The sequence below is a fragment of the Flavobacterium sp. 2 genome, assembly GCF_049949195.1.
Taxonomy (GTDB): domain Bacteria; phylum Bacteroidota; class Bacteroidia; order Flavobacteriales; family Flavobacteriaceae; genus Flavobacterium.
This window is the reverse complement of record NZ_CP188206.1, coordinates 589639-613057: the sequence shown is the minus strand read 5'-3', so window position 1 is coordinate 613057 and position 23419 is coordinate 589639. Positions and strand designations below refer to the sequence as shown.

Here is a 23419-nt window from a genome sequence, read left to right as displayed (position 1 = left end):
AATAACCACAAAAACATGAATACATTAACAACCGCAGATTACATCGTTTTTCTCATTTACTTTGTAATTGTTACTTCCTACGGCATCTATATTTACAGAAGCAAAAAAAATGCAGCAACAAGTTCAAATGATTATTTTTTAGCCGAGGGATCGCTTACATGGTGGGCAATTGGAGCCTCTTTAATTGCGTCTAATATTTCGGCAGAGCATTTTATTGGTATGAGCGGATCAGGTTTTGCGCTTGGTCTAGCAATTTCTTCTTATGAATGGATGTCGGCTGCCACATTGATTATTGTTGCGGTTTTTATTCTGCCGGTATATCTTAAAAACAAGATATTTACAATGCCTCAATTTTTAGCAAAAAGATACAATGATACCGTAAGTACCATTATGGCTGTAATTTGGTTATTGATCTACGTATTCGTAAATCTTACATCGATTATTTATTTGGGAGCTTTGGCAATTTCATCAATTGCGCCACTGAGCTTTGAATTTTGTATTATAGCATTGAGCCTGTTCTCTGTTATAGTTACTTTAGGTGGAATGAAAGTTATTGGATATACCGATATGTTTCAGGTTATAGTTTTGATATTGGGTGGATTAGTGACAACTTATTTGGCGTTGACTTTGCTATCTGAACAATTTGGATTTGGAAAAGACATACTTAAAGGATTGGCTATTATAAAAGATGAAGCTCCCGGTCACTTGCAAATGATATTCGACAAATCAAATCCGCATTATACTGAATTGCCGGGAACTTCGGTAATTATTGGAGGAATGCTGATTAATAATTTAGCGTATTGGGGATGTAATCAATACATTGTTCAAAGAGCATTGGGAGCCGACTTAAAAACGGCCCGAAAAGGAATTTTATTTGCTGCTTTTTTAAAACTATTAGTTCCTGTTATTGCGGTTTTACCGGGTATTGCCATGTATGTAATGCATCAAAACGGAATGTTTCAACACGAAATGCTTGATGCAACAGGAGTTTTAAAACCAGATCGTGCGTATCCAACGTTGATGAATTTATTGCCTTCTGGGTTAAAAGGAATTGCTTTAGCCGCCTTGACCGCAGCAATTGTGGCTTCTTTGGCAGGAAAAGCAAATAGTATTTCGACCATTTTTTCATTAGATATTTACAGGAAATACTTCAATAAAACGGCTTCTGAAAAAAAACTGGTGCGCATTGGAAGAGTCTGTGTAGTAGTCTGCATGTTTATTGCGGCTTCTGTAGCGCCTGCTTTAAAATCATTAGACCAAGCTTACCAATTTATTCAGGAATATGTAGGTTTCTTTTCACCTGGTGTTCTTGCCGTATTTTTATTAGGAATGTTTTGGAAAAGGACTACGGCGAAAGCAGGACTTGCCGGCGCTTTACTCACTGTACCAATTGCTGCAGTTTTGAAATTTTTGCCAGTTTGGACAAATGGCTCTTTTCCAGATTATCCATTTTTAGACAGAATGAGCATCACATTTATTGCAATAGTAATAATTATGGGAGCCATCAGTATTTTAAAACCAGAGCCAGTATTAGAACATGAAGCGCACAAAATTGAAGTTGATAAATCGATGTTTGGAGTGTCTTCAGAGTTTGTTGTCGGATCATTTATCATTTGTGGAATCTTAATCGCATTGTATACTATTTTCTGGTAAACCGTTTTTGTAAAATTTCGATTTTATAAAAATTAAAAAATATTAAAAATGACTGAAAAAAGATTTTTAAAGAAAAGTTCCATCATTTTGCTTTTTCTATTGTGTTGTAATATTGGGATTTACGCAAAAGGAAAAGATTATTTAGTTACAGCTTTTGGCGCTGTGGCCGATGGAAAAACACTAAATACTACAGCAATTCAAAAAGCAATTGACGCCGCCTATAAAAATAAAGGAGGAAGAGTAATTGTTTCAAAAGGAAAATTTCTGTCAGGCAGTATTGTCTTGAAAGATAATGTAGAATTATTTTTTGAAGATGGAGCAATACTTTTAGGAAGTATAAATCCAAATGATTATCCTAAATATGAAGGAATAAGAGCATTGGTTTTGGCTTATAATTCAAAAAACATAGCGATTTACCGGAAAAGGAATTATTGATGGTCAGGGCCGAGAATTGGCATTGGCAGTCGATAGTCTGCATCATACAGGAGTAAAAATCGATCCCAATTATAATTACAGAAGAATGCGCCCTTCAGATGGAAGAGGAAAATTGGTTTCTTTCGTTAAATGTGATTCAATAAAAATGATCGATATTACATTGAAAAATAGTTCAGGATGGGTACAATGTTTTGAACAATCTAAGAATATTGTTGTTGATCGCATAAAAGTCGACAGTAGAGCCTATTGGAATAATGATGGAATTGATATCGACGGCTGTGAAAATGTTAGCGTTACCAATTGCGATGTAAACGCTGCAGATGACGGAATTTGTTTAAAATCAGATTCTCCGGGACTGCAAAATAATAATATTTATATCGCAAATTGTACCGTTAGATCAAGTGCCAGCGCGGTTAAATTTGGAACTGGTTCATACGGAAGTTTCAAAAATGTTACCATTGATAATATTAAGGTTTACGATACTTTCAGATCGGCAATTGCGATTGAATCTGTAGATGGCGCTGAAATTGAGAATATTAAAGTATCAAATATAACAGCTGTAAATACTGGAAATGCTATTTTAATTCGCTTGGGTCATCGAAATGGGGAAAAGCCGGGTTATATCAAAAATGTTTCTATTAAAAATGTAAAAGCTCAAATTCCGTTTGGTCGTCCTGATATTGATTATGATTTGCGCGGACCAGAAGTCGATTATTTTCACAATCCTTTTCCTGCTTCAATTGCCGGAATTCCGGGATACTCTATTGAAAATGTAGTTTTAGAAAATATTGAAATTACATATCCAGGAAGAGCTTCAAAAGGAATGGCTTATTTGCCTTTGAGCAGATTAAAAGATGTTCTTGAAAATGAGAAAGGATATCCTGAATTTACCATGTTTGGAGAATTGCCTTCGTTTGGATTTTACGTGCGTCATGTCAACGGAATTGAAATGAAAAATATAAAAGTAACCCACGAAAAAGAGGATTTTCGTCCGGCATTTGTTTTTGATGATGTAAAAGCACTTTCAATGGAAAAAATTGATGTTCCTTCAGATAAAACAAATCAGATTATTTTTAAAGATGTTTTGTCAAGCAATCTCGATGCAGAAGCTTTAAAAAGAAAAAATGAACCTGCTCAAAATACTTATGTGTTGCCAGCAAGGTAAAATCAAGAGAATTAGATTTATAAATAAAAAAGAAATGATAAAGAAATCAATAATTACTGCAATCGTTTTTTGTGTTTCATTGACTGCTATCGCGCAAAAAATATATGATGTAAAAAAATACGGGGCCAAGGGAGACGGTAAAACCAACGACGCTGCTGCGATTCAAAAAGCAATAGACGCCTGTAGTTTAACGGGAGGACAAGTATTAATTCCTGCTCCGTTTACATTTTTAGCAGGACCTTTTAATGTAAAATCAAATGTAGAGTTGCATATTGAAGGAGGTGCAAAAATTTTAGCAAGTCCAGATGAAAAATTATATACAGAAAGTGCTTTTCGAGATAACAAAGGTGAAGGCACAATTTGGATTGGAGGAAAAAACATCGAGAATTTCACCATCAGCGGAAGCGGAAAAATTGACGGAAACGGAATTTCTTTCATGGGAGAAGAATTAGCAGATTCTTATGTTTTGAAACCGTTTAATATTCTCGATCCACGACCACATGTTTTGACTTTAATTGGAGGGAAAAATATCAGAATTAAAGACGTTCATATTGGAAATTCGGCATATTGGACCGTTCATCTTGTTGGTTGTAATGATGTTGTTATCAGTGGAATTACTTTGCTGAATAGTTTAAAAGTCCGCAACAGTGACGGTATTGATATTGACCATTCAAAAAATGTTCGCATTAGTGATTGTTATATCGAAAGCGGTGATGACTGTATTTGTCTAAAAAATAGAAGAGAATTTGAAGAGTTTGGAGCGTGTGAAAATATAACTGTGACAAATTGCACGATGACCAGCAGCAGTTGTGCGATCAAAATTGGTTCAGAAAATATGGATGCAATCAGACAGGTAGTTTTCAATAATTGCATTATCAAAAACAGCAATCGTGGAGTAGGAATTCAAAATAGAGATGAAGGAACAGTGAGCGACGTTATTTTCTCCAACATAATTATTGAAGGTCGTTTGACTACAGACACTTGGTGGGGAAAAGCAGAACCAATTTATGTAACAGCCTACAGTCGTGCCAGTGGCAATCATAAAGATGCAAACTGGCGATTCCCGAAAGGAGCAACCGAAGGAAAAGTGGGGACAATAAGCAATATTTATTTTACCAATATTCAATGTACTGGTGAAAATGGCGTCTATGTGAGCGGAGAAAGTAAAGATAAAATCAAAAATATTGTTTTTGAAGGAGTTAATGTTTCAATCGATAAAACTTCAAATTTTCCTGGCGGAATTTACGATCGTCGTCCTTCAAAAGTGGACGGTTTTATAAAAGGAAGTACTTCAGGATTTTATTTTGATACGGCAGAAAATATAAAAGTCCAAAATTGCTCCGTTTCTTGGGGAAAAAACAAGCCGGATTATTTTAAATATGCTGTAGAAAGTAAAAATGTGGATGTTTTAAAAGTCAACAATTTAGACGGAGAATCGGCTTTTCCTGAGAAATATGAAGCAGTGAAAAAACAATAATTTTTTTGAAAGAAATTTAAAAGCAGTACATTTCAGCATAAAATCAATACAATGAAAACAAACATAATTACAAAGATTATCTTAGGAACTCTTTTATTTAGTGGTATTTACGGATATGCCCAAAAAACAACTTTAGAAGTTGATGTTACTAAATCCATCACTAAAATTAAGCCTACGATGTTCGGTTTGTTTTTTGAAGATATCAATTTTGCCGCAGATGGAGGTTTGTACGCTGAAATGATAAAAAACAGGTCTTTTGAGTTTGATAAACCTTTGATGGGATGGGAACAGCCTAATACAAAAAGATCTTCTTTGAACATGAATTCGGGTGTTGCAACGCCTATTAAAGTATTGGAAAATAAAAACAATACTAATTTTTGCCGAATTCTTGTCAATGATCCAAAAGGATATGAAATCATTAATGAAGGTTTTCGCGGCATGGGCGTTAAAAAAGAGGCAAAATATAATCTTTCATTAAAAGCAGCCAATCACGAAGGTGCGATCAAAAAAATAATTATTCAGTTTATTGATAAAGACAAAAAGGTTATTGGTGAAACGAGTATTGTACCAACATCTGATGAATGGAAAACGTATGCAACACATTTTACTGCCACGGAAACGGAAGCAAAAGCAAAACTCAGAATAACTTTCGAAGGCAAAGGAACAATTGATTTAGACATGATTTCAGTATTTCCTGAAGATACTTGGAAAAACAAAAAAAATGGTCTTCGCAAAGATATTGTACAACTTTTATATGATATGAAACCTGGATTTTTGCGCTTTCCGGGCGGATGTATTGTTGAAGGAAGAACTTTGGCTGATCGTTATCAATGGAAGAAATCGGTAGGGGAAGTGGAGAACAGAAGAACCATGATCAACCGCTGGAATGTGGAATTCAGCCACAAACAAACACCAGATTATTTTCAAAGCTTCGGACTTGGTTTCTTTGAATATTTTCAGCTCTCAGAAGACATTGGAGCAACTCCTTTGCCAATTTTAAGCTGCGGAATGGCTTGTCAATATAATACAGGAGAATTAGCTCCACTGGAAGAATTAGATCCTTATGTGCAAGATGCTTTAGATTTAATTGAATTTGCAAATGGCGGATCAGAAACCGTTTGGGGAAAATTACGTTCAGACATGGGACATCCACAACCATTTAACTTAAAGTTTATTGGAGTTGGAAATGAGCAATGGGGACCGGCTTATATTGAAAGATTTATAGTTTTTGAAAAAGCGATTAAAGCAAAATATCCAAATATTACAATTGTTTCCGGCAGCGGGCCATCTCCAAATGGAGAGTTTTTTGAATTCGGAATGCAGGAACTTAAAAAATTAAATGCAGAACTCATCGACGAGCATTATTATGAAAGCCCGAAATGGTTTAGAGAAAATGCTACACGTTACGATAAATACGACCGAAAAGGGCCTAAAATATTTGCAGGGGAATACGCTGCGCAAAGTGTTTCGGGTGCCAATCCAAATAATAGAAACAATTGGGAATGTGCGTTTTCTGAAGCTGCTTTTATGACTGGACTAGAGCGAAATGCTGAAGTGGTAAATATGACTTCTTATGCACCCCTAATGGCGCACGAAGAAGCTTGGCAATGGACGCCAGATATGATTTGGTTCAATAATTTAACAGCATTTGGCTCTGCGAATTATTACGTACAGCAATTATTTTCAACTAATAAAGGAACCGATTTATTGGCTATTACAAAAGACGGAAAAGCAGTAGTAGGCGAAAACAATTTATATGCATCGGCAGTAAAAGATGTTGATAAGAAAGAAGTAATTATAAAATTGGTAAATACTTCAGCTGAGACACAAGAATTTACAATTGATTTGAAAAATGCAAAATTAGCTTCAAAAGGATCAGTAATTATACTGACAAGCCCGAATTTACAAGATGAAAATACATTTGGTGAACCTAAGAAAATAAGTCCAAAAGAAACAGAATATAAATTGAAAGGCAAGAAAGCAGTACTAAATCTGCAGGCTTTTTCTGTAACAGTTTTGAAATTAAAATTGATTAATTAAAGTAATTTTGATTGTATTGGTTTTTCTATTAAGTTTATAATTAGATTGTTATATATTTATTTACTAAGTAAACGCTTTAAAAATGAAGGTTTAAAAGTGAATAAATTCAAAAACTATAAATAATTTAATAAACTTTAAAATGAGAAAACTGTTATTGATTATTTTTTTCGCCGGTATTTTTGGAAGTACAGCACAAAATTCTGTTTTAATAAAGAAGCTTGACGGAAGTACAATTTCTTCGGATAGCCTGACCAAAAAAATAGAACAATTAATGAAAAACGGCGACGTCAAAGGTTTAGGCGTTGCCGTTTTTAATTCAAAAAAGCCTGTTTACATTAAAACTTTTGGCTACAGCGATGTCGAGAATAAAAAGCAATTGCAATTACAGACCAATTTGTATGGAGCTTCACTAAGCAAAGCTGTTTTTGCCGTTTTGGTTTTAAAACTTGTTGAAGAAGGAGTTTTAGATTTAGACAAACCACTTCAAAGTTATCTTCCAAAACCAATTTATGAGTACGAACATAAGGTTTGGCATGAAGACTATAAAGATTTGAAGGACAGTCCTCAATACACAAAAATAACAGCCAGAATGTGTCTCGATCATACAGCTGGATTTCCAAATTGGCGCTGGTTTGAATCTGATGAAAAGCTGCGAGTAAAATTTGAACCTGGAACGCGATACAGTTATTCAGGAGAAGGTTTGACGTATCTTCAGGTTGTAATTGAAAAAATTACCGGAAAACCTTTAGAGGAATTAGCTCAGGAAAAAATATTCAAACCTCTTGGTATGACTTCTTCCAGTTATAAATGGCAACCGCAATTTGAAAAAGATTTTGCGTATGGATATGATACAGAAGGGAAAAAACAAGAAAAAGATAAAGATAACGCACCAAGAGGAGCGGGAACACTTGAAACTACTTTTGAAGATTACAGCAAGTTTATCACCGCGGTTTTGAACAAAAAGATTCTGAAAGCAAAATCATATAAGGAGATGTTCAGTCCACAGATTCGGATTCATTCTAAAAACCAATTCGGCCCCGGAGCTTTGGAAGATGGAAACTGGAATGACGGAATTGAACTTTCTTACGGATTAGGATGGGGAGTTTTAAAATCACCATATGGCGTTGGCGCTTTCAAAGAAGGACAGGGCTCCGGTTTTCAAAATTATAGTATTGTGTATCCTGAAAAAGGAATTGGAATGCTCATAATGTCTAACAGTTACCCTACAAGCGGAATAATAAAATATTTGTTGGAAATAGGAATTGCAGATATCTATACGCCATGGGAATGGGATCAATATATTCCTTATGATGCTAAAAAAGGATTGTAATTTACCGTTTTTGCTGCATAAATATTATGGACGTTTAAACAAAGTACATTCGGACGTTTGAACAAAATTGAGACAGTGAATCGCCAATACCTTTGTTCCATTAAGAATAATTAAAAATTTTCTAACAATGGAACAAAACAATTATCAAGGATTAATGCAAAAACCAGTTAATTCTGGATTTAATGCTGCATCAACAGCAAGTGATGTAATAAAAGGTATTGACCTTACAGGTAAAATCGCAATTGTAACAGGCGGAAACACAGGAATTGGACTCGAAGCAGTAAAAGTGCTGGCAGGAGCAGGTGCAACAGTTATTGTTGCAGCAAGAGATGTTGAAAAAGCAAATAGAAATCTGGCAGGGATTGAAAACACAGAAGTCGAAGCGTTGGATTTATCTGAACCAAAATCGATTGACGCATTTGCCGAAAAGTTTTTGGATTCGGACAGACCGCTTCATTTGCTAATTAACAATGCAGGTATAATGTGGGTACCGCTCCGCAGAACAAGTAATGGTGTCGAATCACAATTGGCTACCAATTATTTGGCTCAATTTCAGCTTACCGCCAGATTATGGCCGGCTTTAAAAAAAGCGAAGGGCGCAAGAGTGGTAAATGTATCTTCGCAAGGACATCAGTTTGGGGATTTTAATTTTGATGATCCTAATTTTTTTAATCGTGAATATGAAACACTGCAGGCTTACGGTCAGTCTAAAACAGCGAGCAATTTATTTGCCTTAGAATTAGACCAAAGAGCAAAAGAACATAAAGTAAGAGCTTATTCACTACATCCAGGTTCTATTGGAGGAACCGAATTAGCCCGAGAAGCGCCACTGGAATTATTTATTAAAATGGGACTTTGTGATGCTGAAGGCAATATAAAGCCAGAAGTTGCAGCTTCTCTTAAAACAATACCTCAAGGCGCTGCAACAACAGTTTGGTGCGCTGTGAGTCCAAAATTGAATAATATTGGCGGTGTTTATTGTGAGGATTCAGAAATTGCAACAATTGCTAGTGGAGATACTATTGAAAAAGGTATTAAATTGTATTCATTAGACCAAGCCAATGCCGAACGTTTATGGACTTTAAGCGAAGAAATGGCGGGCATTAAATTCAATATTAAGTAAACAAAATCAACACTGCTTTTTTATTTTTTAATATCTTTAGAAGAATAAAGATTAAAAAATAAAAGCAGTGTTTTTTTATCAGAAAGAAATACAATGAATTACGAAGCAAAATACATCACCGAAGACATAAAACTTTCCCGATATGAAGATGCATTTTTCAAATCAGACATTATGTTTGAGCATCATATGTTGATTTGGTTTATTTCGGGTGAAACAAAAATAGTACAGGCCGATGCCACTTATGTTTTCAAAAAAGGGGATATTTTTTTGATACCAAGAAATCAACTGGCAACGATTATCAATTATCCTAAAGATGGACAGCCGCATAAAACGGTTGTAATGCATTTATCAGTAGGAAAACTGCGTGATTTTTATGCTAAATTGGATTTAAAACCAAAACCATTAGAATCACAAAAAATATACAGTTTCAATAATCATCCTTTGTTGGAAAGCTGTCTGGCATCATTAATTCCGTATTTTGATATGGAAGAGCTTCCAAGTGACATTGCTTCTCTGAAAATTACAGAAGCCATTACGATTCTAAGAACTATTGATAAAGATATTGACAATGTGCTGGCAAATTTTGAAGAACCCGGTAAAATTGATTTGGCAGGATATATGGAGAAGAATTTTATGTTCAATTTGCCCTTGGAAAAATTCAGTTATTTGACAGGCAGAAGTTTGACTACATTCAAAAGAGATTTCAGCAAAACGTTTGACACTACACCACAACGTTGGCTTACAAAGAAAAGATTAGAATTGGCACATTATCAATTTGCTGAAAAAAGAAAGAAACCAATCGACGTTTGTTACGAAACTGGTTTTGAAAATCTTTCGCATTTTTCGGCTGCATTTAAAAAGAGATTTGGATATGCGCCAACAGATTTATTGAATAAAGTAAATACTAACAATTAGTAAATAGAAATAAACATGCCTTGGAATCCTGAAATATATAATAAATTCAAAGACATTCGGTTTAAGCCGTTTGTTGATTTAATGGAACTTATAAAACCGATAGATTCTGGAAAAGCAATTGATTTAGGTTGTGGAACAGGGGAACAGTCTATTTTTTTAGCCGAAAAATTCAAGCAGATTGATTTTTTAGGCGTCGATTCTTCAGCAGAAATGCTAGCAAAATCAAAGGAATATGTGACAGAAAATCTTCATTTTGAACAATCTACTAACGAAGGTATTGCAAATTCAGATAAAAAATGGGATTTAATTTTTAGTAATGCAGCTTTGCAATGGTCTGACAATCATGAAGAATTATTTCCAAAGCTGATTAACTTGCTTAATTCTGGCGGACAGTTTGCAGTACAAATGCCGATTCAGAATGAAAATAAGCTCAATCAAATTCTACATCAGCTTGTAAGTGAAGAGCCATTTAAAAGTTATTTAAAAGGCTGGAAAAGAAATTCTCCTGTTTTGAGTATGGATCAGTACGCACAAATAATGTTTGACGGCAATCTTGAAGATATTCAGATTATGACAAAAGTATACCCAATAATTGCTCAAGATCACGACGCACTTTTTGATTTTATTTCAGGCTCAGCGTTGATTCCGTATATGGAACTTCTTGAAGAAGATCAGAAGAAGCTTTTTGTTATTGAATATAAAAAGAGAATAGAGAAGAATTTCCCTAAACTTCCAGCTATTTATGCCTTTAAAAGAATTTTTCTTTATGGAATTAAAGCTTAAAAATACTAAAACAGAATAAGATAATCTTTAAGCGATTGCCTTATTCAATTTTTTATTTACCGTTTTTACAGGAGATTTTTTCTTTGCTTTTTTCTTCTTTTTAAGCCAAATAATAAACCCTGTAATTGGTAAACTTGCAGCAATTAAGCTGGCAAGAAAAGCAACGATTTTACCAAATAATCCAAAGAATCTTCCCGTGTGAACTTCGTAATTTGATGCTTCTATAATATCAGCGGCATTGAAATCTTTATATAATTTGTAACGAAGCAGTTGCCCAGTTTTGGCATCAAAAAAAAATGTATTTTGATTTCGGGACCATTTGTACGGATAAGTCATTCTTAATCTTACATCTTTGTCCTTTTTTATTGAAAATGTTGCGGTATTTGCGCCCGGATATTTTTGATTTGCCGTTTTATAAATTCGGTCGTAACGTGCAGCTAAAGATTCTTTCGTAATTATGTTTTCCGATTTTACTTTTATTCCTTCAGTAAGCTCTGTTCCTGTTACAAAAGCAGCCGCATTTTTAACTTCTTTAAAAGCAAAAAATAAACCCGTAAAGACAATTACAATAAGGAAAAATGAAGCATAAAATCCTAATACATTATGCAAATCATAATTAACGCGTTTAAAAGTGCCTTTCCATTTAATTGTCAAAGATTGTTTTAATGACCTCATTTGCTGAGGAAACCATAAAATTAGTCCGGTTATTAGCATCAAGGCAAAAATTACAACTGCCCAACGTTGTATAAAACTCCCGGTTTCGCCTAAAAGCAGTTCAGTATGTAGTTTTCTAACAACAGTAAGCCAATCTTGTTTTTCATTTCCTATCAAAGCAGCGTCGTACGGATTAAAATAGTAGGTTTTCTTTTTTGTCGAAAGTTCTACAGCGGCATTTGGAATTTGCTGGTTTATTTTGATTGAAGTAATCTTTTGTTTAGGAATTTCTTTTTGAAAATTAGTTACAATTTTTTCCAATCCTACAAAAGGTTTTTCCTGAATTGCAACATATAATTTTTCGTCTTTTGAAAAGTCTCTTATTTCTTCTTCAAAAACATAAATACAGCCTGTTATACTAATTATGAAAACAATAATTCCGGTGGCAAGTCCAAGCCATAAATGAACTTGACGCGCTATATTTTTAATCTGTTTTAGACTCGGAACTGAAATCATAATTGAAATATATTTATTAAGAATTATGGGCTGTGCGCGCAAATATAGCTGTATTTTAGAAACAGTCCAAATAATAATTAGCGCTTTTTAAGGATTTGGTTTAGTGTTTTTATCACGCTTATTTTTAATGATTTTTTTCTGAAAAAATAATGTTTTACAGTTGATAGATTGAAATAAATATTGTTCATTTGTGCCATATTTAGAATAAGTATAAATAAGAATAGTATGAAAGTATCTTTACATTTAATTTCCTTTTTTATAAAATCTTCCAGTTTAAAAATATCAGGTTTAATAAGCAGCTCAACAGTTTTATTAATTGCTTTGTTTTTCAGTTTTGGATTTGCTCAAGCTCAAACAGGACAAATCTCAGGAAGTGTAATTACAAATGAAGGAAATGCTGGTCAGGGGGTTTTGGTAAAATTGGTTGAAATCAATAAAACAGCGGTTACAAACTCAGCGGGTAATTATGAATTTAAAAAAGTTCCTTTTGGAAAATATACACTAGAAGTTACCATGTCTGGCTATGAATCTTCACTTGAAACGGCTGAGCTTACAGAACAAATTCCATCAATCTCAGTTGATATCAAAGTAAATTCATCAATTGAAAATTTAGATGATGTTGTGATCCGAACAGGAGGAAATAGATTTGCAAAAAAAGAAAGTTTTGATGTGGCAAAAATGCCTTTGAAAAACATTGAAAACTCTCAGGTTTACATCGTAGTAAGCAAGGAATTAATGAAAGAGCAAGTAGTAACAGATTATAACAGCGCTTTTAAAAACGTTCCCGGAGCAGGTATCGCCGAGGTTAGAAATCAAGGGCGAACTACTTCAATGTCTCGTGGTTTTCCTACTCCGCAAGTAGTTAGAAACGGTGTTGGTAGTTTTACCTATACTACAATCGATCCTTCAAATTTAGAGCGAATTGAAGTAATTAAAGGGCCTTCAGCAACACTTTTCGGAAGTACTTTATCCTCATTTGGAGGTTTGTTTAACCGTGTTACTAAAAAACCTTTTGACACTTTCAAAGGTGAAGTTTCCTATTCGGCAGCCAGCTGGGACTTAAACCGATTGACTTTTGATGTAAATACACCAATTAATCAGGATAAAACAGCTTTGTTGAGAATCAATACGGCGCTTCATAGCGAAAGAAGTTTTCAGGACGCTGGTTTTAACAGAAACTTCTCAATTGCACCAAGTTTTTCATACAAAATCAATGACAGGCTAGATCTTTTAATTGATATTGAATTTAGTTTGTACAAAGCAACTTCGCCAACGAGACTTGCACCTTTTGTAGTGGCTAACACACAAAGCAGTATTGAAGCACTTGATATTCCTTATAAATTATCTTTCGCTAATAATACGATCAATTATACGAGTCAGCAATACAATATTTTTACGCAGTTAAAATATAAAATGTCTGATGAATGGACTTCTCAAACTATTTTGTCAAGAACAAGATCATCGTCTGAGGGTTATGTTGTGGCTTTACAAATGAGATCGGCTACAACATTAAGACAACAGGTTACTAACCAGGATTCACCATTTTACGGAACTGATATCCAGCAAAATTTTATTGGAAAATTTAATATTGGCAAACTTAAAAACAGAGTAGTAGCAGGTTTGGATTTTTACAGTCTGCGCGCTACGAGAAATGATGCGACAGTGAATATGCCAGCGATGGATTACAAGAAGCCAGGTGCAGCTTACGATAATTTTACTCTTCAAAAAGTGGAACCAATGTTTGCCAATGCCACTTATGCAAATTTTGTATCTAATGACGAAGATACATATAGCGCTTATGTTTCTGATGTTTTAAATGTAACAGATAAATTATTAGTAATGGGTGGTGTTCGTATTGATAAATATGAGAATCATGGTACTTATTATCCTAGCAAAGATTCTATTGCTGGGAATTATAACCAAACGGCAGTTTCTCCAAAATTTGGAGTAGTTTACCAACTTGTAAAAGATAAAGTGGCGGCTTTTGGTAATTATATGAATGGTTTCAGTAATGTTTCTGGTTCTGATTTCTATGGAAATACTTTTAAACCAAATCAGGCGAATCAATGGGAAGGTGGTTTCAAATTTGATCTTCCTAAAATATCGGCAACACTTAGTTATTATGATATTGCTGTGACCAACATAACACGTGATGACCCAGATCATATTAATTATACAATTCAAGATGGAACGCAGGTTAGCAAAGGTTTTGAGGCAGAGTTGATTGCCAATCCAATTTCGGGATTAAATATTGTCGCTGGTTATACTTATAATGACAGTAAATACGAAAAGAGTAATGCCAGTGTTCAAGGTTTACGACCAAGTACAGCAGGATCGCCAAGAACAGCAAATTTATGGGCAAGTTATAGAATTGTTACAGGACGTGCACAAGGTTTAGGAATTGGTTTTGGTGGAATTTACGGAAGTGAATATTATCAGACTAATACAACGACTTTCAAATTCTCAATTCCTTCATATACAGTTTTGGACGCTTCTCTTTTTTACGATCAGCCAAAATATAGAATTGGTTTGAAGGTTGACAATCTGACAAATGAAAAATATTGGTCATACAGATTGGCTGCCCAAAACCCAACACGTGTGACAGCAAATGTGACGTTTAAGTTCTAATTTTTGTTTCGAAAATAAAGTTTTACAATATAAAAAGGGATGATTTCAATTATTTGAAATCATCCCTTTTTTATTGATTTACTTTTTTAATCAATTAAAATTTTTCCTTAAATCGATTATAGTTTGGTTAGGTGTATCCAGATTTACAAAACCTCGGCGTGGTCGGTCTAAATCAAGTGTGAACAATACAACCAATGAAACTAGCAAACAGAATCCAATTTGTATCAGCCAATCGATTCTGCCATTACGTCCTTCTGAATAGCCGCCGTAAAATGCCGTTATAATAGATAGAAAAAACAACATTATTAAAATACTTTGCGGAACTTTTGCTTTTTCTCCGGAAAGGCGGGTAGTAGTTACATCAATCATGGTATTTAATGCCGGAATCATTTGTTGTGTTGCGGCAAGATTATTTGGATCTTTGGAAAGATCTGTTGCTCTTTTCCACAATTTTCCTGAAATTACTTGAGATAAACTATCGGCTTTTAAAATTCCTTTTATATTTGGTCCTGTTTCATAATAGGAAATTCGGACTTCAACATAATCTTTAAAATCTTTTCGGAATAAAGCTCTTGTTGAATCGGGATATAAATCACTTCGCAGTATAGCTGTACCAATATCATTTGCTTCTTCCACAACAACTTGTCTTCGTGAATTATATCGGTCACTGCTCATGCCAAAAGTGAAGGCCAATAAGAAAAAAAGCAAGGCTACAAGTGTTGAAGTTTCAGAAGATTTTTCTGTGGGAGGTCTTTTACTCCGAATATAGTTCCCTATTTTTTTACCAATAAAACTCGAAAAAATCATTAAAATAAAAAGCAAAAGTGCAATTACGCCAGCATCCGTCTGGTTTAGTGTATTTGTTTCCATACAGTTGATCAAATTTTTAATTTTACAATTTGAATTATACTTATTATTTGAGATCTTAAGTTTTTTCAGAAAAAATATTTTATTGCATAGTGGAATATGTTAGGTTTAGGGCGTATTTTATTTTTACATTAACATAAAGATATTGCTTTATTTTGCTTCAAAAGTATAGAATTTACCTTTTTTATTTCATTATCAGTATTTTAGCTTGTATTTGTCTGTTTTCTTTAATTATAATTTAGCCAAATCATCAATAGTGTAAAATTTCAGACCATTATTTTTGGCATATTTGCAAAGATCTTCCAATGCAGAAAGCGGAGTCTCTAACTTTTCATCAGCATTAGCAACAGTTTTATGACCGTAAAAAATCACTATTTTATTATGCGCTTTGGCATAATCTATTAGAGTTTTATAATACGGAATATTGAATTGTTTGTAATCGTCATCAATTCCTAAACCGTAAACCACTCTGTTGCCTTCATAATAGCAAAATTGAGATTCTGGTCGAATTTCTTCATAAGTTGTGCCTCTAATAATATCAAAATGTTTGAGTAATTCAGTATCTAATTCTGCATCTCGAGCTCCATCAGGATACGCAAAAGAGTGTATATTAAACCCATCTTTCTTCATCGCAGCTTTAAGGGGCAAAATATCATCATTAATGTATTTTTCAATGCCAAATTCCTTTGAATATTTTAGCGCATTCAGATGATTATAACCATGACCGGCAATATCATGTCCTCTGTTTTGTAAAAAATGCAGTTTAGATTTTTGGTCTTTAGTCAAACTCCCATACCAGCAAACAAAAAAAGTTGCTTTCCAGCCGTAAGGATGTAATAGTTGATCGGCTTGGTACCAATCTTCAATATAATCATCGTCAAAAGTAAAAAGGACACCAGGCGGATATGATTTTTTTGGTGGTTTTGCTGCAGAAGTTTTTTCTTCTGAATACATTTTAAAAAATAAAACAAAAATGGCAATAGCAACAATTAGGATTAGTGCTATTTTTTTTGAAAATAAGTTCTTCATAAAAAAGAAAGTTCGATTAGTTCTTAAACGGCAATTTTATTGTTTTTTTGTCCTTTTCATGCTCTGTTTGAGTAGATATAAAGATAATTTTTAAAAATTAATTTCATAACTTTTAAGTTTTCTTTTTTAAGAAACCAATAAACAATTTATAATTTTTAATAAAATTTGAAAAGTAAATGAGACTATGAGTTGATTTTTTTTAGATTTGTAAACCCAATATTATTTTCAAAAGATGTGTTGGGGTACAATTATAAAATCCAAAGGCATGAAATCTTATACGTCAATATTTTTATTTTTAGTGTTTGTCTGTTCAAATTCTTATGCACAGTTGAGTTCAGATAAAATATTTGAAAGCTTTAAACAAGGAGAACGTACAAATTGCTCATCGATTGCATTTATTAAAGCTTCTCTTAATATTTATGGTTTAGATAATCTTTTTGTTACTGAAAAAATAGATGATAATGTACAAAAGATAACGCTAAAGAATAATGATTCGTTCCATCTTAATAGTGAGGAAATAAGCAAAGCAAAAGTATCTGCTGATTTTGTTTGTATTAAAGACAATTGCGAAAACGAAAAAATTATCGAGTATGCAATTTTGACGTACGCAGTTATGGCTAAGTACAAACAAATTATTGACAAAGAAGATACTTTTGACAGAGCATTAGAAGATTTAGAAAGCGGAGAAGTTTATACGCCAACGATTTACAAATATTTGGGATTTCAAAAAGGCAAACAAATCGAAAAACTAAAGAGAGAGTCGGGAAGTGAATTCTGTGGTGTTGTTGCATGGTCTACAGCGCATGCTGTATTTGTTTGCGAAGACTATATGGATTATTACGGTAATAAAAAAAGCATCTGGATAAAATATCCTGGACGCTTCAGAATAATTAAATCATAAAAATCTACATTAATCGTAGTTTTTTAGCTACAATATTTTAAGAATAAAAATTTAATTGCAAAAAAGAAATTAATTAAGTTGCAATTTAAGTTAATTTATATATTTTTGTTTCCATCACAATTAACCAAATCTACTAACAAATGAAGAGCAAGATTTTCTTACTAAGTTTCCTTTGCTTCTTGGCGACTGTAGCTGTATCAGCACAAGCAAAAAATGCTCCAAGAAGTATTATCAGTACAACAGCACTAATCCGTAAATACCACGATCAAAAAGAATTGAGCGGTATGCAAAAAGGAGAGCTTTTAGAATTGTACATTGAGCGTATTAAAGTATTGGTAAAAACTTTGCCTTACATTGCTTTGGTTACAAAACCAGGTGTTACTATGGCAGACTTAGGTATTCCAGACGATAATGAGCACAAAAAAGTTTTAGACGGTCAAGCGTTAGGAACTACAACTTTCTTGGATACGACAGTAGAGTTTCAAAGAAAGATGATGCCATATTCTGATAAAGGAAACCTTATCGCGGCTATCTTATTTTACGAAAGTACATTAAAATCTTTACACGAATTCAACGACTTGAACGAAATGTAATATTTTGAGATATCATATAAAAAACTCCAAAGTCATTTGATTTTGGAGTTTTTTTATTTTAAGCAATATTTGAAATTCAGTTTCCTTTCAACAAATTGATACTAACAGTCGCGGTGTCAGCATCTGGGAATCGTCTGAAGAAGGATTTATCTGGAAACAAACCGGCTTCAGCAGCGATTTTATTAAAAACATCAATTTCAACAATATACTGATCAGAAAAACCATGAGTAGCATCATAAGCTGTTGCGGCAGTTTTTCCTAAATTATTAGCTGTTAATTTTGGATTTATAGTATGCAATTCAATTAAAAGCAAACCAAATTTACGCACATAGGGCGACCATTTTTGCAAATGTTCCAGGAGATTATCTTCAACTAGATTGTTGCTTAGTCTTTTTCCTCTAAAAGCAAATGCGCCGGTAGAATGGCTATTCCTATCTTTATCGCTGTTTTTCGGATCTTCCCAAATTCTATTATGATCTAGAAATGTTCTTACGTTTAGCAAATCCTTCAAATCAATATTATAATTTTCTCTCAAATCATCTGAAAGTAAATCCGGACGTCCAATATCGCCCCATATTACTTTTGCCCAAATATCAGCTTTGATAAGATTTGCACGTGTTACTTTTAGCGCAGCTTGGTTATAATCAGCTCCGACTAAAAATAATGGGTATTCGTCAAGTATTTTTCCTCTTAAAGTTTGTCTGTCAATTACTTCAAAAATATGCTGAAGGAAAGCACCATTTCCGCAACCCATATCCAAAATGCCTTTTGGTTGTTCCTCAATAGGCAAATTGAAAAGTTTGATTATTATCTCATCGACAATTTTAAAATAAGTTTCGTGTGCACCGCCGCTTCCCCAAACATTCATTTCGCGATCAACGTGAATTTCGTTTTCGCCATCGGCTATCATTCTTAAAACAGCGGGATCGCCAAACATTAGCTCTTCAATTTTGGCAAAAGTAGGCAAGTAAGAAACCGTAACGCCATAAGCACTGGCTCTTTTTGCGAAAAACAAACCAACATCAGTAAATTGATAATTTCCTTTTTTTTCTAAAAACCAGCCAAGATGAACAAAGAAATCTAATATTTTTTTGAAATTTTCCGGTGATTTATGGAACTCTTCTGGTTTAAAAGATGTTTCCATAAAGTATTTATGAAACATTCCTTTCATAGCCAGGCGCACTATTGTTGGTCCGATTAAATAACCTTCGATATGTTTCAAAATTTGGTTTTGAATATTGTTCGTCAAGTTATTATCGGAAGATTTAAGTCCGTAATTTTTTTTATATTTTTCAAAAATACTGTCGAGTTTTTCAAAAGGTGCATCTTCAAAAAGACGCGGATGAAAATGCGCCGAAAATTGAAGCAAATCGACAACATCTTCATAAAGATAGAATAGTGAAAAAGCAATTTTTGATTTTTCATTTACAGAAATCGTAATTTTCTGTGTTTTGTTATTGACCTCATACTCTAAAAATCCTTGTGAAGCCAGAATTCTTAAACCGACATTCAGATAGCCTTCATTTGCTTTAAAAATTGTAGCAAGTTCTGTCAGCTGAATTTGCTTTTTGTCAAGAATGAGTGCTAAAACTTCTTTTTTCTTTAATGCTATCGCTACCGGAGCAACTGCTAAACCGTCAAGGTGTCTAAAAATGGAGCTTCGGAGTTGAGATGTATCTGTCATAGTACAAAAATGAAGGTTAGTTAAAAATAGTGATTTTTTTAATATTGATTTGAAAAGATTTGTAGTAGTTGTAAATTAAATATCACAACTCTATCGATTTGATAAACAGTTATTTATTGTAATTTTTGTAAGTTTGTTTAAGAAAACCCAACTTTACTTTTCTTAGGCGCTTTTGACACTGATTTATTAAATAAAATATTCTTTTGATGAAACATTATTATTTAATTCTTGCTGTTTTTTTGCTTTTTGCGTGCAATAAAAATAAAAATGCTGAAACGAAATCAACTCCGATAACGTCTAATCAGGGGTGTTATGTTCCAAAGACAACAGATGAAGATTGGTATACGCTTAATAAAAAAGCGCCAAAGTTTGAAGGCCTTGGTGGAATCGATTTTAAGATTTCGACCCATAATCAGGAAGTTCAGCAGTATTTTAATCAGGGAATGATGCTGGCGTATGGTTTCAATCATGCTGAAGCTGCAAGATCATTTTATGAAGCTTCACGTTTAGATTCCAATTGTGCAATGGCATTTTGGGGTTTTGCTTATGTTTTGGGTCCAAACTACAATGCCGGAATGGAAGAAGATAATTTTCAGCGGGCATATGCTGCGGTCCAAAAAGCAAAGCAACTTTCTGCAAATTGTTCTCCAAAAGAAAAGGCACTTATTGACGCATTAACGGTGAGATATGTTGCAAATCCTCCTTCGGACCGAAAACCATTGGATATTGCATACGCAGCAGCGATGAAAAAAGTGTATGTGAAATTCTCATCAGATCCTGATATTGGCGCACTTTATGCCGAATCCTTAATGAATCTTCATCCTTGGGATTTATATGATAAAAACACTGGCGCAGCAAAAGAGTGGACTCCTGAAATAGTCAAAGTTTTAGAAGAATTAATGATTAAAAACCCAAAACATCCTGGTGCTCATCATTTTTATGTACATGCAATTGAAGCTTCTGCAACTCCTGAAAAAGCTTTGAAAAGTGCCAAATTGCTAGAAACTTTGGTTCCTGGATCAGGACATTTGATTCACATGCCGTCGCACATATACATTCGTACCGGAGATTATCACGAAGGATCGCTTTCAAATATTGAGGCGGTAAAAGTAGATAGTCTTTATACAACATTATGCCACGCGCAAGGCGCTTATCCGTTAGGATATTATCCGCATAATTATCATTTTTTAGCAGCAACAGCAGCTTTAGAAGGGAATTCGAAATTGGCTTGGAATGCTGCAAAAAAACTTCAGGAACATACTTCAGTCGAAATAATGCGCCAACCGGGATGGGGGACTTTGCAGCATTATTATACTATTCCATATTATATTGCCGTAAAATTTTCAATGTGGGATACTATAATTTCACTTCCTAAACCAGGCAAAGATCTAATTTATCCGGAAGCTGTTTGGCATTATGCGAGAGGAATGGCGTATCTCGGCAAAAATGATTTGACAAATGCTGAAAAGGAATTTGTCGTTCTTGATAAATTATCAAAAAATGCAGTATTAAAAGAGATTACAATTTGGAATATCAATACTACTGAAGATCTTGTGAAGATTGCTTCAAAAGTTCTTGCTGCGGGAATTGCTTCAAAGAAAAATGATTCAAATAAAGCAATTTCGTTATTAAATGAGGCAATTGTTATTGAAGATCATCTTAATTATAATGAACCGCCCGATTGGTTTTTTTCGGTACGACATTATTTAGGAGCGGTGCTAATTAAAGCTGGAAAATACAACGAAGCAGAAAAAATCTATCAAAAAGATCTGCAAATCTGGCCCAAAAATGGCTACGCTTTAATTGGACTTTATAATTCTTTAATAAAACAGAAAAAAGAAAATGAGGCTTTGAAAATTAAATCGGCTTTTGACAATTCATGGCGATATGCTGATTTTAAAATTGTTTCATCGGCTTCAATTATGGATTAATCAACATAGTTTTTGTATTTCTAATAGTTATGTAGCGTTTGAAAAGTTTGTTCATCAAATGTCTTTTGTATAATTTTACATTCTATGTATGAAATATTCCAAAAATATATTGAAGAAAAAGCCGAATTCACTGAGGCTGAATCAGAACGTATACAATCATTTGCTATAATTAAAAAACTTCGTAAAAGACAATATCTGCTTCAGGAAGGAGATGTTTGGAAATACGATGCATTCATTACGCAAGGTTGTGTCAGAACATATACTGTTGATGAAAAAGGAAGTGAGCATGTAAATAGCTTTAGTATTGAAAATTGGTGGACAGGAGATCGTGAGAGTTTAATGATGCAGCAACCGTCCCGTTTTAACATTGATGCCATTGAAGATACAGAACTTGTACTTTTTACTCATGAAAATTTTGAATTGCTTTGCAAAGAAATTCCAGCATTTAATAATATGGTCAATATGATTTTGCAAAGAAGTTTTATAGCGGCTCAAAACCGAATTCAGGCTTCGCTGACCTTAACTGCAGAAGAAAAGTATCTAAACTTTGTAAATAAATATCCGGGCTTTGCTTCCCGAATTCCTCAAACTATGATTGCCTCTTATCTTGGAATGACGCCAGAAACATTAAGTCGCATTCGAAAACAGACGGCAAAAAAATAAATAACATCAGGAGCTTTTAAAGCTCCTTTTTTTATGCCTAATCCAAACTCTTGATCTAAATCAAGTTTTTACTTATTTCTAATCAATGTGCAGGTTTTGCATTAAGCGCAACTTTGTAATGTTCAAAAGAAACAAACATTATAAACATTTAAATATTAGAAATCATGTCAAAAACAATTTTTATTACAGGAACAAGTACAGGCTTTGGAAAACTTACAGCAATAACATTAGCAAACGCTGGTCATTCAGTTATTGCAGGAATGCGCAACACAAAAGATAAAAATGCGATTCCGGCAAAAGAACTGGAAGCAATAGAAAACATTGAAGTAGTCGATATCGATATTACAGACGATGCATCGGTTCGTGAAGCTGTCGAAAAAATCCTAATTAAATACGGAAAAATTGATGTTCTTATCAATAACGCGGCAGTAAGTGGTTTTGGTTTGCTTGAAGGTTACTCGATTGATCAGGTTCGTAAAATGTTCGATGTGAATGTTTACAGCGTACTTCGTATGTATCAGGCAGTACTTCCTTCTATGAGAAAAGAAAAAAACGGACTTGTCATCAACATTACAACTGGAGCAAGCGGACATACACTTCCTTTTATGATTCCGTATATCGCATCAAAACTTGTAGTTGAAAGTTTTACAGAAGGTTTGCAAGACGAACTTGCAGCTTACGGAATTGAAAATGTAAGCATTCAGCCAGGAGTTTATCCAACCGAAATGAATAACGGTTCTAAAGCAGGTATTCATGCAGATAAAGCTGAAATTATAGAAGAATATGGAGAAGCTGCATCAGAAAAATTCAACGCATTAGGTACAGCATTATTTGGTAAAATGGCTCAGTTCGATATGAATCCGCAAACTATTGCTGACGGTATTTTAGAATTAGTAAGCATGAAAAAAGGGGAGCGACCACTTCGTTTTCCACTTGACGCCATTGCTCAGGGAACTGACAAAGAATTTATTGAAGCCCGTGCTAATATTAAAGCAAAATGGCTAGCAGCTTACACTAATTAATTTTTAAACA

General features: G+C 33.8%; 19 protein-coding genes. 15 read left to right on the top strand and 4 right to left on the bottom strand.

The window, feature by feature from the left end:
- The first annotated feature begins 15 nt into the window (after window positions 1-15).
- From ACNFIH_RS02560 to ACNFIH_RS02520, 9 genes are all read left to right on the top strand, one after another.
- Entirely contained in the window at window positions 16-1653 is a 1638-nt protein-coding gene (locus ACNFIH_RS02560; protein ID WP_426485350.1) for a sodium/sugar symporter, read from the top strand.
- A 48-nt stretch (window positions 1654-1701) separates the two neighbouring features.
- Entirely contained in the window at window positions 1702-2088 is a 387-nt protein-coding gene (locus ACNFIH_RS02555; RefSeq protein ID WP_426485349.1) for a glycosyl hydrolase family 28-related protein, read from the top strand.
- Between the two features lie 22 nt (window positions 2089-2110).
- Entirely contained in the window at window positions 2111-3253 is a 1143-nt protein-coding gene (locus tag ACNFIH_RS02550) for a glycoside hydrolase family 28 protein (protein WP_426485348.1), read from the top strand.
- Between the two features lie 34 nt (window positions 3254-3287).
- The gene (locus tag ACNFIH_RS02545) at window positions 3288-4730 is read left to right on the top strand and encodes a glycoside hydrolase family 28 protein (RefSeq protein ID WP_426485347.1); all 1443 of its coding nucleotides are present in this window, start codon (window positions 3288-3290) and stop codon (window positions 4728-4730) included.
- A gap of 51 nt (window positions 4731-4781) precedes the next feature.
- Window positions 4782-6770 carry an alpha-L-arabinofuranosidase C-terminal domain-containing protein gene (locus ACNFIH_RS02540; protein WP_426485346.1) on the top strand — a complete coding sequence of 663 codons (1989 nt, stop codon included), beginning with the start codon at window positions 4782-4784 and terminating at the stop codon, window positions 6768-6770.
- Window positions 6771-6909: 139 nt separating this feature from the next.
- Window positions 6910-8100: a serine hydrolase domain-containing protein gene (locus tag ACNFIH_RS02535; RefSeq protein WP_426485345.1), complete on the top strand. Its 1191-nt coding sequence runs from the start codon at window positions 6910-6912 to the stop codon at window positions 8098-8100.
- Window positions 8101-8227: 127 nt separating this feature from the next.
- Entirely contained in the window at window positions 8228-9223 is a 996-nt protein-coding gene (locus ACNFIH_RS02530) for an SDR family NAD(P)-dependent oxidoreductase (RefSeq protein WP_426485344.1), read from the top strand.
- A 93-nt stretch (window positions 9224-9316) separates the two neighbouring features.
- Window positions 9317-10138, top strand: a complete 822-nt coding sequence (locus tag ACNFIH_RS02525) for an AraC family transcriptional regulator (protein WP_426485343.1) — start codon at window positions 9317-9319, stop codon at window positions 10136-10138.
- A 15-nt stretch (window positions 10139-10153) separates the two neighbouring features.
- Complete coding sequence (locus tag ACNFIH_RS02520) at window positions 10154-10921, top strand: methyltransferase domain-containing protein (RefSeq protein WP_426485342.1); 768 nt, start codon at window positions 10154-10156, stop codon at window positions 10919-10921.
- Between the two features lie 27 nt (window positions 10922-10948).
- Here the strand turns inward: ACNFIH_RS02520 and ACNFIH_RS02515 are convergent, their stop codons facing one another.
- On the bottom strand, window positions 10949-12091 hold the full coding sequence (locus ACNFIH_RS02515) for a PepSY-associated TM helix domain-containing protein (protein ID WP_426485341.1): 1143 nt from the start codon (window positions 12089-12091) through the stop codon (window positions 10949-10951).
- Between the two features lie 225 nt (window positions 12092-12316).
- On the opposite strand from ACNFIH_RS02515, the gene ACNFIH_RS02510 reads away from it, so the two are divergent.
- The gene (locus ACNFIH_RS02510) at window positions 12317-14719 is read left to right on the top strand and encodes a TonB-dependent siderophore receptor (protein ID WP_426485340.1); all 2403 of its coding nucleotides are present in this window, start codon (window positions 12317-12319) and stop codon (window positions 14717-14719) included.
- 90 nt (window positions 14720-14809) lie between these two features.
- Here the strand turns inward: ACNFIH_RS02510 and ACNFIH_RS02505 are convergent, their stop codons facing one another.
- Window positions 14810-15589: a hypothetical protein gene (locus ACNFIH_RS02505; RefSeq protein WP_426485339.1), complete on the bottom strand. Its 780-nt coding sequence runs from the start codon at window positions 15587-15589 to the stop codon at window positions 14810-14812.
- A gap of 228 nt (window positions 15590-15817) precedes the next feature.
- A complete protein-coding gene (locus ACNFIH_RS02500) occupies window positions 15818-16615 on the bottom strand; it encodes a polysaccharide deacetylase family protein (RefSeq protein ID WP_426485338.1) in 798 nt (265 codons plus the stop codon).
- Between the two features lie 265 nt (window positions 16616-16880).
- Here ACNFIH_RS02500 and ACNFIH_RS02495 point away from each other — a divergent pair, with 265 nt between their 5' ends.
- Window positions 16881-17516, top strand: a complete 636-nt coding sequence (locus ACNFIH_RS02495) for a hypothetical protein (RefSeq protein WP_035645111.1) — start codon at window positions 16881-16883, stop codon at window positions 17514-17516.
- Between the two features lie 140 nt (window positions 17517-17656).
- Window positions 17657-18109: a hypothetical protein gene (locus ACNFIH_RS02490; RefSeq protein ID WP_035644277.1), complete on the top strand. Its 453-nt coding sequence runs from the start codon at window positions 17657-17659 to the stop codon at window positions 18107-18109.
- 76 nt (window positions 18110-18185) lie between these two features.
- Here ACNFIH_RS02490 and ACNFIH_RS02485 read toward each other — a convergent pair whose 3' ends face one another.
- The gene (locus ACNFIH_RS02485; protein WP_426485337.1) at window positions 18186-19793 is read right to left on the bottom strand and encodes a class I SAM-dependent methyltransferase; all 1608 of its coding nucleotides are present in this window, start codon (window positions 19791-19793) and stop codon (window positions 18186-18188) included.
- 206 nt (window positions 19794-19999) lie between these two features.
- Here ACNFIH_RS02485 and ACNFIH_RS02480 point away from each other — a divergent pair, with 206 nt between their 5' ends.
- The 3 genes from ACNFIH_RS02480 (at window position 20000) to ACNFIH_RS02470 (ending at window position 23409) form a co-directional block, all read left to right on the top strand.
- Window positions 20000-21724 carry a tetratricopeptide repeat protein gene (locus ACNFIH_RS02480; RefSeq protein WP_426485336.1) on the top strand — a complete coding sequence of 575 codons (1725 nt, stop codon included), beginning with the start codon at window positions 20000-20002 and terminating at the stop codon, window positions 21722-21724.
- An 84-nt stretch (window positions 21725-21808) separates the two neighbouring features.
- Window positions 21809-22387 carry a Crp/Fnr family transcriptional regulator gene (locus ACNFIH_RS02475; protein ID WP_426485335.1) on the top strand — a complete coding sequence of 193 codons (579 nt, stop codon included), beginning with the start codon at window positions 21809-21811 and terminating at the stop codon, window positions 22385-22387.
- 164 nt (window positions 22388-22551) lie between these two features.
- Window positions 22552-23409 carry an SDR family oxidoreductase gene (locus tag ACNFIH_RS02470; protein WP_426485334.1) on the top strand — a complete coding sequence of 286 codons (858 nt, stop codon included), beginning with the start codon at window positions 22552-22554 and terminating at the stop codon, window positions 23407-23409.
- Window positions 23410-23419 lie beyond the last annotated feature (10 nt).

What these genes read in the sequence shown, in the direction of transcription:
- ACNFIH_RS02560 (WP_426485350.1), top strand. Translation starts at nt 16, where the DNA reads ATGAATACATTAACAACCGCAGATTACATCGTTTTTCTCATTTACTTT.
- ACNFIH_RS02555 (WP_426485349.1), top strand. Translation starts at nt 1,702, where the DNA reads ATGACTGAAAAAAGATTTTTAAAGAAAAGTTCCATCATTTTGCTTTTT.
- ACNFIH_RS02545 (WP_426485347.1), top strand. Translation starts at nt 3,288, where the DNA reads ATGATAAAGAAATCAATAATTACTGCAATCGTTTTTTGTGTTTCATTG.
- ACNFIH_RS02540 (WP_426485346.1), top strand. Translation starts at nt 4,782, where the DNA reads ATGAAAACAAACATAATTACAAAGATTATCTTAGGAACTCTTTTATTT.
- ACNFIH_RS02535 (WP_426485345.1), top strand. Translation starts at nt 6,910, where the DNA reads ATGAGAAAACTGTTATTGATTATTTTTTTCGCCGGTATTTTTGGAAGT.
- ACNFIH_RS02530 (WP_426485344.1), top strand. Translation starts at nt 8,228, where the DNA reads ATGGAACAAAACAATTATCAAGGATTAATGCAAAAACCAGTTAATTCT.
- ACNFIH_RS02525 (WP_426485343.1), top strand. Translation starts at nt 9,317, where the DNA reads ATGAATTACGAAGCAAAATACATCACCGAAGACATAAAACTTTCCCGA.
- ACNFIH_RS02520 (WP_426485342.1), top strand. Translation starts at nt 10,154, where the DNA reads ATGCCTTGGAATCCTGAAATATATAATAAATTCAAAGACATTCGGTTT.
- ACNFIH_RS02515 (WP_426485341.1), bottom strand. Translation starts at nt 12,091, where the DNA reads ATGATTTCAGTTCCGAGTCTAAAACAGATTAAAAATATAGCGCGTCAA.
- ACNFIH_RS02510 (WP_426485340.1), top strand. Translation starts at nt 12,317, where the DNA reads ATGAAAGTATCTTTACATTTAATTTCCTTTTTTATAAAATCTTCCAGT.
- ACNFIH_RS02505 (WP_426485339.1), bottom strand. Translation starts at nt 15,589, where the DNA reads ATGGAAACAAATACACTAAACCAGACGGATGCTGGCGTAATTGCACTT.
- ACNFIH_RS02500 (WP_426485338.1), bottom strand. Translation starts at nt 16,615, where the DNA reads ATGAAGAACTTATTTTCAAAAAAAATAGCACTAATCCTAATTGTTGCT.
- ACNFIH_RS02495 (WP_035645111.1), top strand. Translation starts at nt 16,881, where the DNA reads ATGAAATCTTATACGTCAATATTTTTATTTTTAGTGTTTGTCTGTTCA.
- ACNFIH_RS02490 (WP_035644277.1), top strand. Translation starts at nt 17,657, where the DNA reads ATGAAGAGCAAGATTTTCTTACTAAGTTTCCTTTGCTTCTTGGCGACT.
- ACNFIH_RS02485 (WP_426485337.1), bottom strand. Translation starts at nt 19,793, where the DNA reads ATGACAGATACATCTCAACTCCGAAGCTCCATTTTTAGACACCTTGAC.
- ACNFIH_RS02480 (WP_426485336.1), top strand. Translation starts at nt 20,000, where the DNA reads ATGAAACATTATTATTTAATTCTTGCTGTTTTTTTGCTTTTTGCGTGC.
- ACNFIH_RS02475 (WP_426485335.1), top strand. Translation starts at nt 21,809, where the DNA reads ATGTATGAAATATTCCAAAAATATATTGAAGAAAAAGCCGAATTCACT.
- ACNFIH_RS02470 (WP_426485334.1), top strand. Translation starts at nt 22,552, where the DNA reads ATGTCAAAAACAATTTTTATTACAGGAACAAGTACAGGCTTTGGAAAA.